Raw genomic sequence first — 16,598 nt, forward strand, 5'->3', positions numbered from 1 at the left:
AAGGATTTGGGTAAATGTTTATAATTTAAGATATGAGATTTGAGATGTGAGATACCAGATTTGAGATACCAGATTTGAGGCATGAGATAGTAGGTGGGTGTTTTCCTTGCATATCTTAGAATTAATTAACTTTGGCGCTGTAAAAATTGACAGATTGCTTTATTTACAGAAAACTGAATTGTTAACTACCAACCGAAACTGCCAAAGAAATGTTTACGCCTACCCCGCTTAACCTTCCGCCCTATCCCTTTAAAATTACACAGAAAGATGACGTGGTTTTTATTTTCGATGAGCTCAGGAAGAAACATCTGGTACTTACGCCCGAAGAATGGGTCCGGCAGCATTTTATACAGAACCTGATTTTGGAAAAGAAATTTCCGCGTACGTTAATCCAGATTGAAGGTGGTTTGGTTTTAAACCAATTACAAAAGCGGAGCGACATTTTAGTATACAATACCGCAGGCGAAAAGCTGATGTTAATTGAATGTAAAGCACCAAAAGTAAAGATTACCCAATCGGTTTTCGATCAGGCATCGCGCTACAACTCCATACACCAGGCAAAATGGATAGTGCTAACCAATGGTTTGCAGCATGTTTATGCGAGGATGGATACGGAAAAGGGTAGCTTTAATTTCGTACAGGAAATGCCTGAATATTTGGGATTATAGTTTTTTTTTTGCCACGGAAGCACGGAAAAACACGGAGTTAAATTTTTACGAAAGATCTGTAGTCGAAGAACATCTGCTCATTGGAGAAAATCATTCATAGCATGTACGGTGATTTGATGGAAATCAGATACAGTAGCCTTTAGGTTTATCCAGCCCCGCTCCCGCTTCTCCCCACTTTATGCCGGGCTCCTGCTTTGATCGGGTTTAGGGCACAGCCAGCAAAACCATTAGGGGTTGCATAGCGCAAGAATAACGGCTTTTTTCTAAATCATGCGATTCATCTATCGGAGTGTTTCACCGACCGAAACTAAATTGCCACGGAAGCACGGAATAGCATTACCTATTTTCATCATACTATTCAGCCCTCCATAGCAGCAAAAACCCTCCGACTTTAAACTTGATTGAAATAAAAAGCTCACAGCGTAGCGAGGACTTGTAATGAAAACCAGGACGAACTTTAAAAAAAATTTACAACAACTGCTTTCCAAAAAACATGAAAAGACTTGATTTACAATTATCGTAGTTTGAACCTTATCAAGCCCTTAATCTATCGGTTGGTGTTTCACCGACCGAAACTAAATTTGCCACGGAAACACGGAAGCACGGAATAGCATTACCTATTTTCATCATACTATTCAGCCCTCCATAGCAGCAAAAACCCTCCGGCTTTAAACCTGATTGAAATGAAAAGCCCACAGCGTAGCGAGGACTTGTAATGAAAAGCAGGACGAACTTTAAAAAGATTTACAACAACTGCTTTCCAAAAAACATGAAAAGACTTGATTCACAGCCACGATAAAATTGAACCTTATCAAAGCCCATAATCTATCGGTTGGTGTCTCACCGACCGAAACTAAATTTGCCACGGAAGCACGGAATAGCATTATCTATTTTCATCATACTATTCAACCCTCCATAGCAGCAAAAACCCTCCGGCTTTAAACCTGATTGAAATGAAAAGCCCACAGCGTAGTGAGGACTTGTAATGAAAAGCAGGACGAACTTTAAAAGAAGAACAACAACTGCTTTCCAAAAAACATGAAAAGATTTGATTCACAATTACGATACTTTGAACCTTATCAAAGCACGCCAAAAACAATCCTTCGACAAGCTCAGGATGCTACATGAGCTACACACTATATTCTTTCTTCCAAACCTGCTTATTACCGGTGTAAATGGCTTCGTTACACATGGCTACACATATAGCCGCCTGGGTGCCGGTATTGATGTTCGATGCAGGTTCCTTTTTGGTAGTAATCGATTTATAAAATTCATCTAAGGCATAATTCGTACCATCGATAGTGGCTTTATCCAAAATCGGGATTCCGCCATCTTTATTCACTACAATTTTTGTGGCTCCGGTTACCCCATCGACAATACCCAATTCTTTTTTAGTGCTTTCTTCGGGATAAAATAAGCCCGTATTGGTAAGCAAAGAAACCGAACCTTTGGTGCCTTTTATTTTAAACAGATAACCATCGTGTGCATTGCCGCAAGTGGCTCCAAAGTTGCCGATCATGCCTTTTTCGTTATAACGGAGAATGGCCTGAATATTATCGTAGGTTTCGCGACCGTCTTTAAACACATCTATCCCACCCGAGCCCATAATTTCATCGGGTTGTGTTTCGAAAGCCCAGTTGATAAAATCGATCTGGTGCGATAAAAGTTCGGCAGCCAAACCGCCGGAATATTCCTTGTACATCCGCCAGTTAATTTTACGTTCTAAAGCCGGTTCCGGAACGGCTCTGCGCCAGTTACCATTGCGGTCCCAACGGCAATCGATCTGACTAACCTTGCCCAAATAACCGCTTTGGATCATATCCTTCACCTTAAAATACAAAGGCGAATAACGGTATTGATACCCTACCTGAAAAACCTGGTTGGGATATTGTTTTACCAGTTTTTTAAGTTCGAGTGCCTGAGCAATATTGTAGGTCATGGTTTTTTCTACATACACATGTTTGCCGGCCAGCACAGCATCTTTAGCAATGCTGAAATGCTCGCTTAAAGGGGTAGCAATAAAAACCGCGTTAATGGTTTTATCGTCTAAAACTTTATGGTAATCTTTTATGGCTTTTGCATCAGCGGGAACGTACTTTTCGGTTTCCTTAAGCCTAAAATCGAGTAAATCGCAATAGGCTTTAATTTTATATTTTGCAGGCATTGATTTAATTACCGACAAAACACCTTTACCGCGATCGCCACAACCAATCATGGCCACATTAATGATTTCATCGGCTACTAAACTGGCAAAACCCTGGTTGCCCAAAAATAAACCAGAACCTATTATAGCAGATGTTTTAACAAAAGATCGACGATGCATGGTATGTTAATATTTTTTTTCTTTATTCGTAAATATATTTAATCACAGATTAATTCAGATAACCTAAATCCGATTATTAATATTGGCTTAGAGTTTTCTCCGATATTTTTAACTCACAATCGTCACCCTGAATTTATTTCAGGGTCTATCTAACAAGAAAGATGCTGATCCCGAACATTCGTGACAGCATGACGATCGCGTTAAGAAAAGTAGGTTAAAACTAATCAAAACGCATAAATATTAATCGAACTCAGGTTACAATGTTTTAATTTTAATGGTCCTAAAATCGACCTTATTACCATGGTCCTGCAGAAGGATATGCCCTTTTGGTGCCTCACCAAAGTTTTTCCAATCTTTATATTTACTGATGGCAACCAGTTTTTTAAATTCTTCTGAGCCACGGGTATATTCTAAAACTTTTACGCCATTTAAATAATGTTCTACCTTGTTATTCGGGTATACCACCAAACGGCCATTGTTCCAGCTTCCGATTGGGCGCAGGTAACGGGCTTCTTTTTTCGAAGTCATTAAATCGTATAACGATGCCAAAGTGCGGTTTCCATCTCTGCCCAATTTTGCATCAGGATGCAGTACATCATCTAAAACCTGATACTCGAGACCAATAGCAGAGCCAGTATTTTTTTCGCTCAGGGTAACAAAATATTTTACGCCACTGTTGGCACCCGGAGTCAGCTTAAATTCGAAGGACAGATCAAAAGCGGCATATTCTGCTTTGGTTACAATATCACCTCCATTGGTTGATTCGGCACCTCCTGATGGTTCTACGCTGATTACACCATCGGCAATTTTCCATCCTTTGGCAGGGAAAGTAGTTTTATAAGCACCAACCCAGCCCGCATTGCTTTTACCATCGAACAATAATTTATAACCTTCTGATTTTTCGTAGGCAGATAAGGTATTGGGGGTTAAATTAACGGTATAAATTCCTTTTGGAAAAGCTTTGGCTTTTAAACCTTCGGTTTGAATATTGATGTTCTTGAAATAAACTTTCTTGCCATCGTTATCTAAATTAGCGCCAATTCCGTGAACCTGTAAACCAATAAACCCTGATTTATCCAAGGTATCGATCACATAGGCAACTGGTGTTCCATTTACCCAGGTTTTAGTTTCGTTGCCAATACATTCTATTTTGTAATGGTTAAACTCATTCTTTTTATACAATGGTTTTGCTGATGGATTAAGTTCTAAAGGATATAGCCATAATCTTCTGGCTTCGTCGTAAATTCCACCTGTCCATGCGCGGGGTGTGGGATCTATTTCCATCTGTCTGCCAAAAACCAATCCTTTACCGTTATTCCCTTCTGGTTTAATATGACTGCGTGTTTGCACGCCCGAGTTGGTGGTTTCGCCTTCTAATTTTACATCAAGTTCTAAAATGAAATCGCCATATTCTTTTTCGGTGATCAAAAATGAATTTGGTGTGCCTTTGGTCATCGTTCCGATAATCATTCCATCTTCAACTTTATACGGAGCAACACCTGCTACGGCTTTCCAACCGGTAAGTGTTTTACCGTCAAATAAGGGTTTTGCTTTTTGAGCAGCAGCTGATAAACTGATTAGCGAAAGGGCTAGAATACTATATTTTTTGAAATTTAACATGGTTGGTTTTTTCTTGCCGTCATTGCGAGGAAGAATGACGAAGCAATCTTTCTGGAAGGTCGATTGCTTTGCACTCCCAATGACGATATTTCTATTTTTTTAATATTTAAATACTTTTCCGTTTGCAATTACTTCTTGTCTGCTTTCATCGAAAGTAGCTTTCGCGCCTGTTCTCACAGCCGCATTCGTCATGATATTGGCAATAGAGTGCGAATAACCTGCTTCTACAGGTGCATTTGGTGTTTTACGGCTACGCACACATTCCATCCAGTTACGCATATGGCCAGAGGTTAAGGCATCACCGCCCATATTGGCTCCGGTTGCTGCTTTAATTTCGCTTTTACTTAAATCAAACTCAGGCAAAAGATTGGCTTTCAACCCCATGGCTGCAGCTTCTTTTTCTTTTAAGCCACCTTTCGGCGATACTTTATTGGTCATCAGATTCAACTCACCACCGTTCGAATAGTAAACCTCGCCTACATCACCCACACTATTCTGCATCCTAGAGGTAAAAGTAACCTGAAAACCGTCGGTGGTATCGGGCTGGCCATAATCGAATACAGCAACCATCGAATCCCAGTTTCTGCGGCCATCTTTCCAGGTGTAAATACCGCCGTTGGCCACTACACTCCGTGGATGTTTTAAATTGGTAAACCAATGTACCGTATCAATCTGGTGCGACATCCATTGCCCGGGCATTCCCGACGAATAAGGCCAGAATAATCTATATTCCAGGTATTTTCTCGGATCGAAGGCTTCAACGGGACGATTCAATAAGAAACGTTTCCAATCAATATCCTCTTCTTTTAGTTTGGCTACCAAATCGGGTCTGCGCCACCTGCCTGGCTGGTTTACATTCCAGACTAAATCGACAGCAGTGATCGGCCCAAATTTTCCATCCTGAATAAATTTTGCCGCATTGGTATAATTCTCCCCACTTCTTCGCTGTGAGCCAATCTGTACAATCTGTTTACTCGCCTTAACGGCTTTAAATGCAGCTTTGGCGTCGTCCATGGTTTCGGCAAAGGGTTTTTCTACATAGGCATCGCAACTGGCTTTTACGGCCTCGATGGTGTGAAGCGCATGCTGAAAATCGGCTGTACTGATAATTACCGCATCAAGATCTTTAGTTGCATAAAGCTCATCATTGTTCCGGCAGGCTTTAATATCGTGACCAAATTTTGCTTTTAAATGGGCAATTCCTAAATCCCTCCGGTAGTTCCACAAATCAGAAAGACCAACGATATCGAAATTCAGCTCCTTGTGGTGGTTCATAAAACAAGGCAACAGCGTTTCTTTAAAACGATCAGAAAATCCAACAACACCAACACGTACCCTATCGTTTGCACCAATAATACGACCATAACTTTTAGCACTCATACCCATGGTACCTGCATAGGTGGCCGCAGCAAATATTGCCGATTGCTTAATAAATTTTCTTCTGGAATTTTCCATTTACGGATATTAGGTTAGATTATCGCTTAACTGGTTTGCCATTTGACAAACTATTTTAATAAAACCTAAAATATGGTTAATAAAAACAAACCTTAAATTTTAGTAAGTAATATTTTTGAAACTTTATATTAAAATAATGGCTTACAATCGTATTAACCTTAAATAAATAGCCAGGAGGCCAGTTTTTAAAGCAATATGTTATTTTTATCGCTGGCTAGGAAAACGTTTGAAATAATTTATTCAGGTAATTTTATTGGAGTATTAAAAAATTACCTGAAAGGCTTTTATTGCCTCCAGTTATTCGTTGTTGTTTGAATAACCAAAGTATCGCGATCTTGTAGCTCATTTAAGAAACGATCATTGAAATCACCAAACAGGTGACCGCTAAAAAGAGCAGTTCTATTATACAAGCGCAATTTATAAAGATAACCAGGGATAGTAAGGGCTTTTTTGTTCCCAGTAGCTTTAAATCCTAAATCTGCCCTGTAAATAACGGAAGGCGTTGATGTTGGCTGATTAATTACCCTTACAGGCTGGGTATAAATACTGGTCCTATATATTAAAAAAGACCGGTCAAGTGAAGCCTGGTTTCCGAACACCGTTCCAGAAAATAGATGAATATCTCCCTTAAAATCAATATTGGCAGAATCTTTCACTTTATAAGTCCAAAATCCTTCTAATGCACCTGGATATTTAATTTCAGCAGAATCGGGTTTGGTGAATTTTATCTGATAAAAATTTGCATCAAAAGAATTGGCAAAGGCATTTCCCGCAAAATTGGTAATTTTTTGTTGATCCAAAACTTCACCATCTCTGGTCCACATCCTCATTTTCCCTCTACTATAAGATTTATAATTTAAGGAAATTGGATATTTCAGTTCTTCTTCCTTATCGCTCTCTTTTTTACAGGAAACAATAAATAATAATAAGCAGGAAAAGATGTATAATAAATTTCGAGAGCGCATCATATTTTTTAATTAAAGATCTACAAGGTTTTTAGAACCTTATAGATCTATAAGGGTATTATCCTAAAACCGCTAAACTTTCTTCAATAATTTTGATTTTAGCTTCAGCATCAGCCTTTTTATTACGCTCGTTGGCAATAATTTCGGGCTTTGCGTTTTGCACAAAACGTTCGTTGCTCAATTTAGCATCTACCGACTTTAAAAAGCCCTGTAAATATACTAAATCCGCATTTAAACGCTCGCGTTCTGCTTCTATATCAACGTTTTCGGTTAACGGAATAAAGAATTCGTCTTTACCAGCCATAAAAGCAGTTGCACCAACAATTTTATCGTTCACTATTTCAGCTTCTGATACATTGGCCAATTTGAAAACAATGTTTAACCATTTCTCGTAATCGAGATCAGAATTTATTTTGATGCTTAACGGCAACGCTTCCTTAGGCGAAATCTGTTTCTGATTTCTTACATTCCTAATTTCAGCTACCACGGTTTTAATTACCTCTGCATCTTTCAGCAGTTTCTCATCAAATGTTCCGCCTTTCGGGAATTCGGCCACAATACAGCAATCCATTTCTCCACGGTCGGCAAACAAATCATCATGCCATAACTCTTCGGTAATGAAAGGCATGTTCGGGTGCAATAATTTGATGATATTTTCAAAGAATGCAATCGTCGCTTTATAACTCTCTGCGTCTATCGGCTGCTGGTAAGCAGGTTTAACCATTTCTAAATACCATGCACAGAAATCATCCCAAACCAGCTTGTAGGTAATCATTAATGCTTCCGACAGGCGGTATTGCTTAAAGTTAGCTTCAATTTCAACCAGGGCTTCGTTAAAGCGGTTTTCGAACCATGAAATGGCCTGGGTATTCGGGTTAGCGAGATTCTCGTCTACTTCCCATCCCTTTACTAAACGGAAGGCATTCCAGATTTTGCTGGCAAAGTTACGCCCCTGTTCACAGTAGCTTTCATCGAACATTAAATCATTGCCTGCAGGCGATGACATTAACATCCCTACACGAACCGCATCGGCACCATATTTTTCGATCAATCCAATCGGATCAGGCGAATTACCCAACGATTTAGACATTTTACGGCCTAATTTATCCCGTACAATACCCGTTAAATACACATTGGTAAATGGCTTTTTCCCCATAAACTCATGCCCAGCCATAATCATACGGGCCACCCAGAAGAATAAAATCTCAGGAGCCGTTACCAGATCGTTGGTTGGATAATAATAATTGATGTCTTTATTTTCAGGATTTTTAAACCCATCGAAAACCGAAATCGGCCATAACCATGATGAAAACCAGGTATCCATCACATCATCATCTTGCCTTAAAAATGGCTCTAACTGATGTTTGAATCCTGCTTTTTCCGTTTCGGAACAACTTTCGTCCAGGTGTTTTTTCTTCCAGAATTCTTCTAATGCTTCGTCTTTGGTTTTGGCAACCACCCAATTTCCTTTATCATCATACCAGGCCGGAATTCTCTGTCCCCACCATAACTGGCGACTAATGTTCCAATCGCGGACATTTTCCATCCAGTGGCGGTATGTATTTTCAAATTTATTTGGGATCAGGTTTACTTCACCATTCAATACATCATCCAAAGCTGGTTGTGCCATTTCTTTCATCTTCACAAACCATTGCATCGAAAGCTTAGGTTCGATAGCGGCATCAGTACGTTCAGAAAAACCAACCTGCGATTTATAATCTTCCACTTTCTCTAAATGACCGGCCTCTTCCAGCATTTTGGCGATTTTTTTACGGGCAACAAACCTGTCCTCACCCACTAAAATAACGGCTAATTCATTTAAAGTTCCATCATCGTTTAAGATATCGGTAACCGGCAAATTATGTTTAACACCCAGTTCATAATCGTTCAGATCGTGCGCTGGTGTAACTTTTAGGCAGCCTGTACCGAATTCGATATCAACATACTCATCTTCAATAACTGGGATTTCGTGATTAACCAAAGGCACAAAAACTTTTTTGCCTTTTAAGTGCATAAAACGTTCGTCATTCGGGTTGATACAGATTGCGGCATCGGCCATAATCGTTTCAGGACGCGTAGTCGCGATCGTTAAAAACTGATCTTCGGTTCCCGAAATCAGGTATTTAATATAGTATAGTTTTTGGTTTACTTCCTTACGGATAACCTCTTCATCAGATACAGCCGTTTTACCAGCCGGATCCCAGTTTACCATGCGGATACCGCGATAAATCCATCCTTTTTTGTACAAGTGAATAAATGAATCGATAACCGCTTCAGAAAGATCTTCTTCCATCGTAAAGCGGGTACGGTCCCAATCGCAACTTGCACCTAATTTCTTTAACTGCTCTAAAATAATGCCACCGTATTTTTCCTTCCACTCCCAGGCATATTTTAAAAATTCTTCGCGGGAAAGGTCTTTTTTGTTAATCCCCTGCTCTTTTAACATGGCCACAACCTTTGCTTCGGTAGCAATAGAGGCATGATCAGTTCCGGGAACCCAACAAGCATTTTTACCTTGCATACGAGCCTTACGGATTAAAACGTCCTGAATGGTATTGTTAAGCATATGCCCCATGTGCAGCACACCCGTTACGTTTGGCGGCGGAATGACGATGGTGTAAGGTTCGCGCTCATCGGGTTCTGAGTGAAAAAATTTCTTCGATAGCCAATAGCTATACCATTTATCTTCTGTTTCTGCAGGATTGTACTTGGTGGATATGCTCATGAATGATATTAAAAGTCCAAAAATAGCTAATTAAGCTGAAAGCTGAAAGACTAAAACAGCTAACGCCATTTCATTCTGTACAGAAGAGAAATATGTTTTATTTTTTTGAAAAGCAGGTGCAGCATTCCATTTTAAAGTTAGTCCTGCTTTCCGTTTCAAGTCCTCCCCCGATGCTAATTAAGTGCCGATTCACCGGTAAAGAACCGGGATGCGGGCTTTACACTTCAATCAGGTTTATAAATATGGGTTTGTGTCACCTAAATTATACGCTAATACATATGCTTGGATAGATAATTGTATTTTAGTATAGAAATAATATTCAAACTACTATGAATACAAAAAACTTCAAAATTGGTTATGCTATCTTACGCGTATCAATGGCCATCATTTTATTATCTCACAGTGTGTTTGGGATGTTTGATGGCGGCATTAATGATTTCGGAAATTTTTATTTAAATAAAATTGGTTTTGCGCCGTTTGGAGTAGCGATTGCCTGGATAATTAAACTTTCACATATAGTTTGTGCGCTATTGCTAGTGATGAACAAATATATCCGGCTGGCATGTTTTGCAACAATATTCGTATTGACTATGGGAATAATCATGGTTCACTTTAAAGAAGGTTGGTTTGTGGTGGGCGGTGGAAGAAATGGTATAGAGTATAATTTTGTACTGATAAGTGTACTTATTGCAATTGTGTTTTTTAATACTCCTGATCAAAATAAAGCAGCAGGCTAATCTAGATCATCAAAAACATCATCTAAAATCAACTCAAAACCTGGCAGTACCGATGAAGTGATTTTTTCGCTATGGGTAAATATTTTAGAAGGCTGGAATTTACCTTCCTCGTTTAAGGTATAAATTAAAATATTCTGATCGCTTTGGCTCACCACCCAATATTCTTTAACGCCGAATTCTTCGTAAACACGATATTTATTAAGCAGTTCCATTTTGGCATTTCCTGGAGATAAAATTTCAATCACCACATCAGGCGCACCGATACAGCCGCGGGCATCCAACTTACTTTTATCACAAACAACACAAATATCGGGTTGTAGGACAGTAAAAACATCTTTATCAGCTTTACTTGCTTTTGGAAAGCGAACATCGAACGGAGCGGAATAAACTTTGCATGGTTTATCGCTCAAAAAATTGATTAATGGCTTTAATAAATTGATAGATACCTCTTGATGCACCCTTGATGGCGCAGGACTCATCTTAAAGATTTTCCCTTTAATCAGTTCTACCCTTTCAGGGAAAAGCCAGTTTAAATAATTGGCATAGCTATATGTTAATGATGCATCAAGTTCATTGAACTGCTTAACGGGCTCATCATCGTTTAAAATCGGATATGGAACAGGTTTAGACATCATCGAAATCATTAACAAAATTGACACACAAAAATGATGATTTTACAAATCCTCAAAAACATCATCCAAGGCCAATTCGAAACCTGGTAATACCGATGATGTAATTTTTTCGCTAAGGGTAAATATTTTAGAAGGCTGGAATTTACCTTCCTCGTTTAAGGTATAAATTAAAATATTCTGGTCGCTTTGGCTCACCACCCAATATTCTTTAACGCCAAATTCTTCGTAAACACGGTATTTATTAAGCAGTTCCATTTTGGTATTTCCTGGAGATAAAACCTCGACAACAAGATCAGGCGCGCCGATACAACCGCGGGCATCCAACTTACTTTTATCACAAACAACACAAATATCAGGTTGCAGGACAGTAAAAACATCTTTATCAGCTTTGCTTTTTTTAGGGAAACGAACATCAAACGGAGCAGAATAAACTTTGCAAGGTTTATCTTTTAGAAAAACACCTAAATTCAAAAAAATGCTGCCGGCCACTTCCTGATGAACTCTTGAGGGCGCAGGACTCATTTTAAAGATTTTACCTTTAATCAGTTCTACCCTTTCAGGAAAAAGCCAGTTTAAATAATTTGCATAGCTATATGTTAATGATGCATCAAGCTCATTAAATTGCATAACGGGCTCATCATCTAATATTGGATATGGAACAGGTTTAGACATAAACGAATATACTAATTTTTATAGTAATACATTTTATCTATTTTTCAACATATCTTACTTATCCTTAATGAATTAAGAACATTAAATTCTAAATAACTCCTTAACTATCTCAATTTACTTAATGGTAAAAGTATAAGTGTACTAGAATTTCATCTTCTGAATTCTTACGGCATTTAAGATAGCCAAAAGTGCCACACCAACATCTGCAAAAACGGCTTCCCACATGGTAGCAATACCGCCTGCACCTAAAATCAAAACCAGCGCTTTTACCGCAAATGCCAATGCGATATTCTGGATTACCACATTTTTAGTTGCCTTACCTATTTTCACTGCAGTTGCAATTTTAGAAGGTTGATCAGTTTGAATAACCACATCTGCGGTTTCAATAGCTGCGTCGCTACCCATCGCGCCCATGGCAATACCAATATCGCTGATGGCCAGTACAGGTGTATCATTAATTCCATCACCAACAAAGGCCACCACTTTGCTTTTGTCGCTTTTAATTTCCTCAAGCTTGGCTACTTTATCTTCAGGCATTAAATCGCCAAAGTAAGTATCAATACCTAAACTTGTTGCCACTTTTTTAACAATGGAGGTTTTGTCACCACTCAACATCACAACCTGTTTTATTCCGTTTTCATGAAGTTGTTTAATGGCTGCTGCAGCATCTTCTTTTATTTCATCAGCAATCAGCACATAGCCGATATATTTCTGGTCAGCAGCAACTACTACAATGCTTTCTTCGATATCGTTTATTGCAGCATCAAATTCAATATTAAATTTCGCTAACAATTTAGCGTTGCCAGCCAAAACCGATTTACCATTGACCAATCCGCTTAAACCCATTCCGGCAATTTCCTCAATGTTTTCTGCAGGATGAATTTCTTTCTGGCCTGCATATGCTACAATAGCCTTAGCAATTGGGTGGGTTGATTTGGCTTCAACAGCGGTTAATAGGTTTAAAAATTCTGTTTCATCAATACTACTTTCTACTTTCTGAACATTAAAAACGCCCTTTGTTAAGGTCCCTGTTTTGTCCATTACAACAGTGTTGAGTTTAGTAATTAAATCGAGAAAGTTAGAGCCTTTAAAAAGAATTCCATTTGCCGATGCCGCACCAATCCCTCCAAAATAACCTAAAGGGATAGAAATAACCAGCGCACAAGGGCAGGATATCACCAGGAAAACCAGCGAACGATACAACCAGGTTTGGAAATGATATTCGCTTCCTAAAACCAAAATTGGAATAGTAACCAGCGCGAGGGCTAAAAAGAAAACAATTGGTGTATATATTTTCGCAAACTTGCGGATAAAGAGTTCGGTTTTAGCTTTACGCGTAGTAGCATTTTGAACCATTTCCAAAATCCGCGACAAGGCACTATCGGCAAAAGCTTTGGTTACTTTTACTTCGATTACTTTATCCAGATTAAGCATCCCCGCTAAAATCGATTCACCTTTATTAATGGTACGCGGTTTACTTTCGCCTGTTAAAGCAGCGGTATTAAAACTGCTTTTATCACTGATGAGTTCCCCGTCTAAAGGGATTTTTTCCCCAGCCTTTACTTGTATGGTTTCGCCAATTTCTACCTTTTCGGGATTAATATCCTCGTATTTTCCGTTGCGGAATACATGTGCTATATCTGCGCGAACATCAAGCAAAGCTTTAATATTTCTTTTGGCGCGATTTACCGCTGCCATTTGAAACAACTCACCAATGGTATAAAAAAGCATCACCGTTACCCCTTCGGGATATTCACCAATGGCAAAAGCACCAATAGTAGCGATAGACATTAAAGAGAATTCGGTAAAGAAATCTTTTGCTTTAAAAGTTTCCCAAACCTCTCGTAAAACCGGAATTCCAACAGGTAAATAAGCCAAGATATACCAATATGGCCGGATGATCTGAAATGCAGGCACCGTAAAAAGGTTATCAAATGCAATTCCGATCAGCAACATAAGCAATGTTACAATGGCCGGCAAATAAGTTTGAAAGGCTGAAGGATCTCCGCCATGGTCGTGATCGTGGTCATCACCTTCTTCATGTGCATGATCGTGGTTATGTTTTGGTTCAGCATGTACTTTAGTGCTGCAACAGCTATCTTCTTTATCGTGGGAATGGCTCATTATTATAAATTATAACATCATTTATCAATTGATTTAAACCTCAACGATTTAAAAAAGGATGAGGTTGAGTTAAGCATTTTCAAATTTATGGAAAATAAAATGCTTTATCCCGAATCATTCTTAATAGCAATAATTTTTACAAGCACACAATAAATTTTGTTAAAAAATGTTAATAGTGTATAAAAGATTTAAAATCATGAAATCTATTAAAATTTCCTTTTCAGCGTCCGAACTGATCAGACGACTTGGTTTAGCAAAAATTTACTATTGGTTTAACAAGTAATATTCTTAATATATAACACCAGTATTAATTAGTATTTCATAAATTTCGCATAATTACTAACTTATTAAGCGAATGAAATACCAAAATTTGAAAAGATATTTTGCGGCACTGGGTATAGTCGCTGCTGGCTTTTCTGCAAATGCACAAACCAAAAAATTTATCGACCCTGCTAACATGGATCTTTCCGTTAAGCCAGGCAACGATTTCTACACCTACGCAAGTGGCAACTGGATAAAAAACAATCCTGTTCCTGCCAAAGAAACACGCTGGGGTTCATTTAACGAATTGCGCGATTTCAACATCAATGCCGTAAAGTCTTTAGTTGAAGATGCAGCTGCTGATCAATCTGCTCCTGCAGGCTCCGTTAAACGTAGAGTTGGCGATTTTTATACGGCTGCCATGGATAGTGCAACCATCGAAAAACTGGGCTATACACCAATAAAAGCCGATCTACAAAAAATTAAACAGATTAAAAACATTCAGGGCGTGCTTGATCAGGTGGCTTACATGCGAACCAATGGTTTAGGCGGTGGAATGTTCGGACTGGGCGTTGGGCAAGACCGCAAGAATGTAAACAAATACATGGTGAATATCGGTCAGGGCGGCACAACGCTTCCCGATCGCGATTATTATCTGAAAGATGATACACGCAGTGTTAAAATCCGCGAGGCTTACAACACGTACATGGTTACTTTGTTTACTTTAACAGGAAGTACGCCTGAAGAAGCAAAACAAAAAGCAGCAACCGTTTATGCCATTGAAAAGCAATTTGCTGAAGCACAAATGAGCCGTTTAGAAATGCGTGATCCTTACGCTATCTATAACAAGCTTACTGTTGCGGAATTAAATAAAAAAACACCAGACATTAACTGGACAACTTATTTGCCTAAATTCAAAATCAAAAACCAAGATACCGTTCTGGTTTCTTCGCCTAAATTTATGGTGAGTCTGGATGGAATGTTGAAATCGGTTCCGGTTGCAGATTGGCAAACTTATTTAGAATGGAACATTTTAAAAGGTTCTGCTTCCAGTTTAAGTTCTCCGTTTGTTAAGGCGAGTTTCGCTTTTACGCAGGCACAAACTGGTCAGAAAGTACAAACACCACGTTGGCAACGGATGTCATCTTTAACCGATGGCACTATTGGCGAATTATTAGGTCAGCTTTACGTAGCCAAGTATTTTAAACCCGAAGCTAAAGAACGCATGAACCAGATGATTGTGAACTTGCGTAAAGCATTCGAAATCAGAATTAATGGTTTAGAGTGGATGAGCCCTGAAACCAAGCAAAAAGCATTAGCTAAACTACATGCATTTACGCCAAAAGTAGGTTATCCGGAAAAATGGAAAAACTACGATGGTTTAGCGATTAATAAAGATACTTATTTCCAAAACTTACGTAATGCAAGTGTTTGGGGCTATAACGAAATGGTTGATCAGTTAGGTAAACCCGTTGACCGCAAACGTTTTGGCATGACACCTCCAACCGTTAATGCTTACTACAGCCCTACTTTGAACGAAATTGTTTTCCCTGCCGGTATTTTGCAATTCCCTTTCTTCGATCCAAATGCTGATGATGCTGTTAATTACGGTGGTATTGGTGCAGTAATTGGTCACGAAATGAGCCATGGTTTTGATGATAGCGGAAGCCAGTACGATGCTGCCGGTAACTTAAAAAACTGGTGGACAGCTGAAGACAAAGCAAAATTTGATGCTAAAACCAAAGCTTTGGGTGAGCAGTTTGATGCTTATACCGTTTTAGATACGGTCCATGTAATCGGCAAATTAACCATGGGCGAAAACATTGGCGATTTAGGTGGCTTAAATGCAGCTTACACTGCTTTTAAAATGACTAAACAAGGTCAAAGTAATGAGAAAATTGATGGTTTTACGCCAGATCAGCGTTTCTTCCTGGCTTGGGCACAGGTATGGAGAGGTAATATTTTGCCAGAAAGTGCTGCTCAGTTAATTAAAACCGATCCACACTCTCCTGGCCCATACCGTACCATTGGTGCTCCTGTAAATATGGATGCATGGTACAATGCTTTTGATGTTAAACCTGGCGATAAATTATATAAAAAACCAGAAGACAGAATTAGAATGTGGTAGATTGAGGTGAAAGGCGGAAGGTTAAAAGGTGGAGGGTTTAAGGTTCTCCATTCGATAGCTTAGAATCAAGTATTTTATATCATCCCTATATTACAAGCGCCCCGATTTAATTGGGGCGTTTTGTTTTATTACCGTGCAGCCAGATGCTAACATCCTGCTGCACGATTAGTTCGTGTCTCCACGAATCAAAAATTAAACTAAGCTTAATATTTCTTCCCAGACAAAAATTAATCTATCTCCTTTCAAAAATTCTTAATTATCATTCTATCTTTGGAAAAACATAAACCC

General features: G+C 38.9%; 11 protein-coding genes. 3 read left to right on the plus strand and 8 right to left on the minus strand.

Features of this window, described 5'->3' with window-relative positions:
• Window positions 1–209: 209 nt before the first annotated feature.
• On the plus strand, window positions 210–668 hold the full coding sequence (locus AC04QZ_RS08035) for a type I restriction enzyme HsdR N-terminal domain-containing protein (protein ID WP_086547303.1): 459 nt from the start codon (window positions 210–212) through the stop codon (window positions 666–668).
• A 1,129-nt stretch (window positions 669–1,797) separates the two neighbouring features.
• Here AC04QZ_RS08035 and AC04QZ_RS08040 read toward each other — a convergent pair.
• From AC04QZ_RS08040 to AC04QZ_RS08060, 5 genes are all read right to left on the minus strand, one after another.
• On the minus strand, window positions 1,798–2,991 hold the full coding sequence (locus AC04QZ_RS08040; protein WP_478357332.1) for a Gfo/Idh/MocA family protein: 1,194 nt from the start codon (window positions 2,989–2,991) through the stop codon (window positions 1,798–1,800).
• Between the two features lie 255 nt (window positions 2,992–3,246).
• On the minus strand, window positions 3,247–4,611 hold the full coding sequence (locus AC04QZ_RS08045; protein WP_478357333.1) for a 3-keto-disaccharide hydrolase: 1,365 nt from the start codon (window positions 4,609–4,611) through the stop codon (window positions 3,247–3,249).
• A gap of 99 nt (window positions 4,612–4,710) precedes the next feature.
• On the minus strand, window positions 4,711–6,066 hold the full coding sequence (locus AC04QZ_RS08050; protein WP_086547307.1) for a Gfo/Idh/MocA family protein: 1,356 nt from the start codon (window positions 6,064–6,066) through the stop codon (window positions 4,711–4,713).
• 284 nt (window positions 6,067–6,350) lie between these two features.
• Complete coding sequence (locus AC04QZ_RS08055; RefSeq protein WP_478357334.1) at window positions 6,351–7,034, minus strand: hypothetical protein; 684 nt, start codon at window positions 7,032–7,034, stop codon at window positions 6,351–6,353.
• A gap of 55 nt (window positions 7,035–7,089) precedes the next feature.
• Window positions 7,090–9,756 carry a valine--tRNA ligase gene (locus AC04QZ_RS08060; protein ID WP_478357335.1) on the minus strand — a complete coding sequence of 889 codons (2,667 nt, stop codon included), beginning with the start codon at window positions 9,754–9,756 and terminating at the stop codon, window positions 7,090–7,092.
• A gap of 329 nt (window positions 9,757–10,085) precedes the next feature.
• Between AC04QZ_RS08060 and AC04QZ_RS08065 the strand changes: the two genes are divergently transcribed.
• Window positions 10,086–10,493: a DoxX family protein gene (locus AC04QZ_RS08065; protein WP_478357336.1), complete on the plus strand. Its 408-nt coding sequence runs from the start codon at window positions 10,086–10,088 to the stop codon at window positions 10,491–10,493.
• Here AC04QZ_RS08065 and AC04QZ_RS08070 read toward each other — a convergent pair.
• The 3 genes from AC04QZ_RS08070 to AC04QZ_RS08080 all read right to left on the minus strand — a co-directional run bounded on the left by AC04QZ_RS08070 (window position 10,490) and on the right by AC04QZ_RS08080 (window position 13,921).
• Window positions 10,490–11,152, minus strand: coding sequence for a Uma2 family endonuclease (locus tag AC04QZ_RS08070; protein ID WP_478357337.1), 663 nt, complete (start codon window positions 11,150–11,152; stop codon window positions 10,490–10,492). The two genes, AC04QZ_RS08065 and AC04QZ_RS08070, sit on opposite strands and share 4 nt — an antisense overlap.
• A 15-nt stretch (window positions 11,153–11,167) precedes the next feature.
• Window positions 11,168–11,797, minus strand: a complete 630-nt coding sequence (locus AC04QZ_RS08075; protein WP_478357338.1) for a Uma2 family endonuclease — start codon at window positions 11,795–11,797, stop codon at window positions 11,168–11,170.
• A gap of 141 nt (window positions 11,798–11,938) precedes the next feature.
• The gene (locus AC04QZ_RS08080) at window positions 11,939–13,921 is read right to left on the minus strand and encodes a heavy metal translocating P-type ATPase (protein ID WP_478357339.1); all 1,983 of its coding nucleotides are present in this window, start codon (window positions 13,919–13,921) and stop codon (window positions 11,939–11,941) included.
• A gap of 355 nt (window positions 13,922–14,276) precedes the next feature.
• Between AC04QZ_RS08080 and AC04QZ_RS08085 the strand changes: the two genes are divergently transcribed.
• Entirely contained in the window at window positions 14,277–16,310 is a 2,034-nt protein-coding gene (locus AC04QZ_RS08085) for a M13 family metallopeptidase (RefSeq protein WP_478357340.1), read from the plus strand.
• Window positions 16,311–16,598 lie beyond the last annotated feature (288 nt).

The sequence above is a fragment of the Pedobacter folensis genome, from assembly GCF_056490665.1.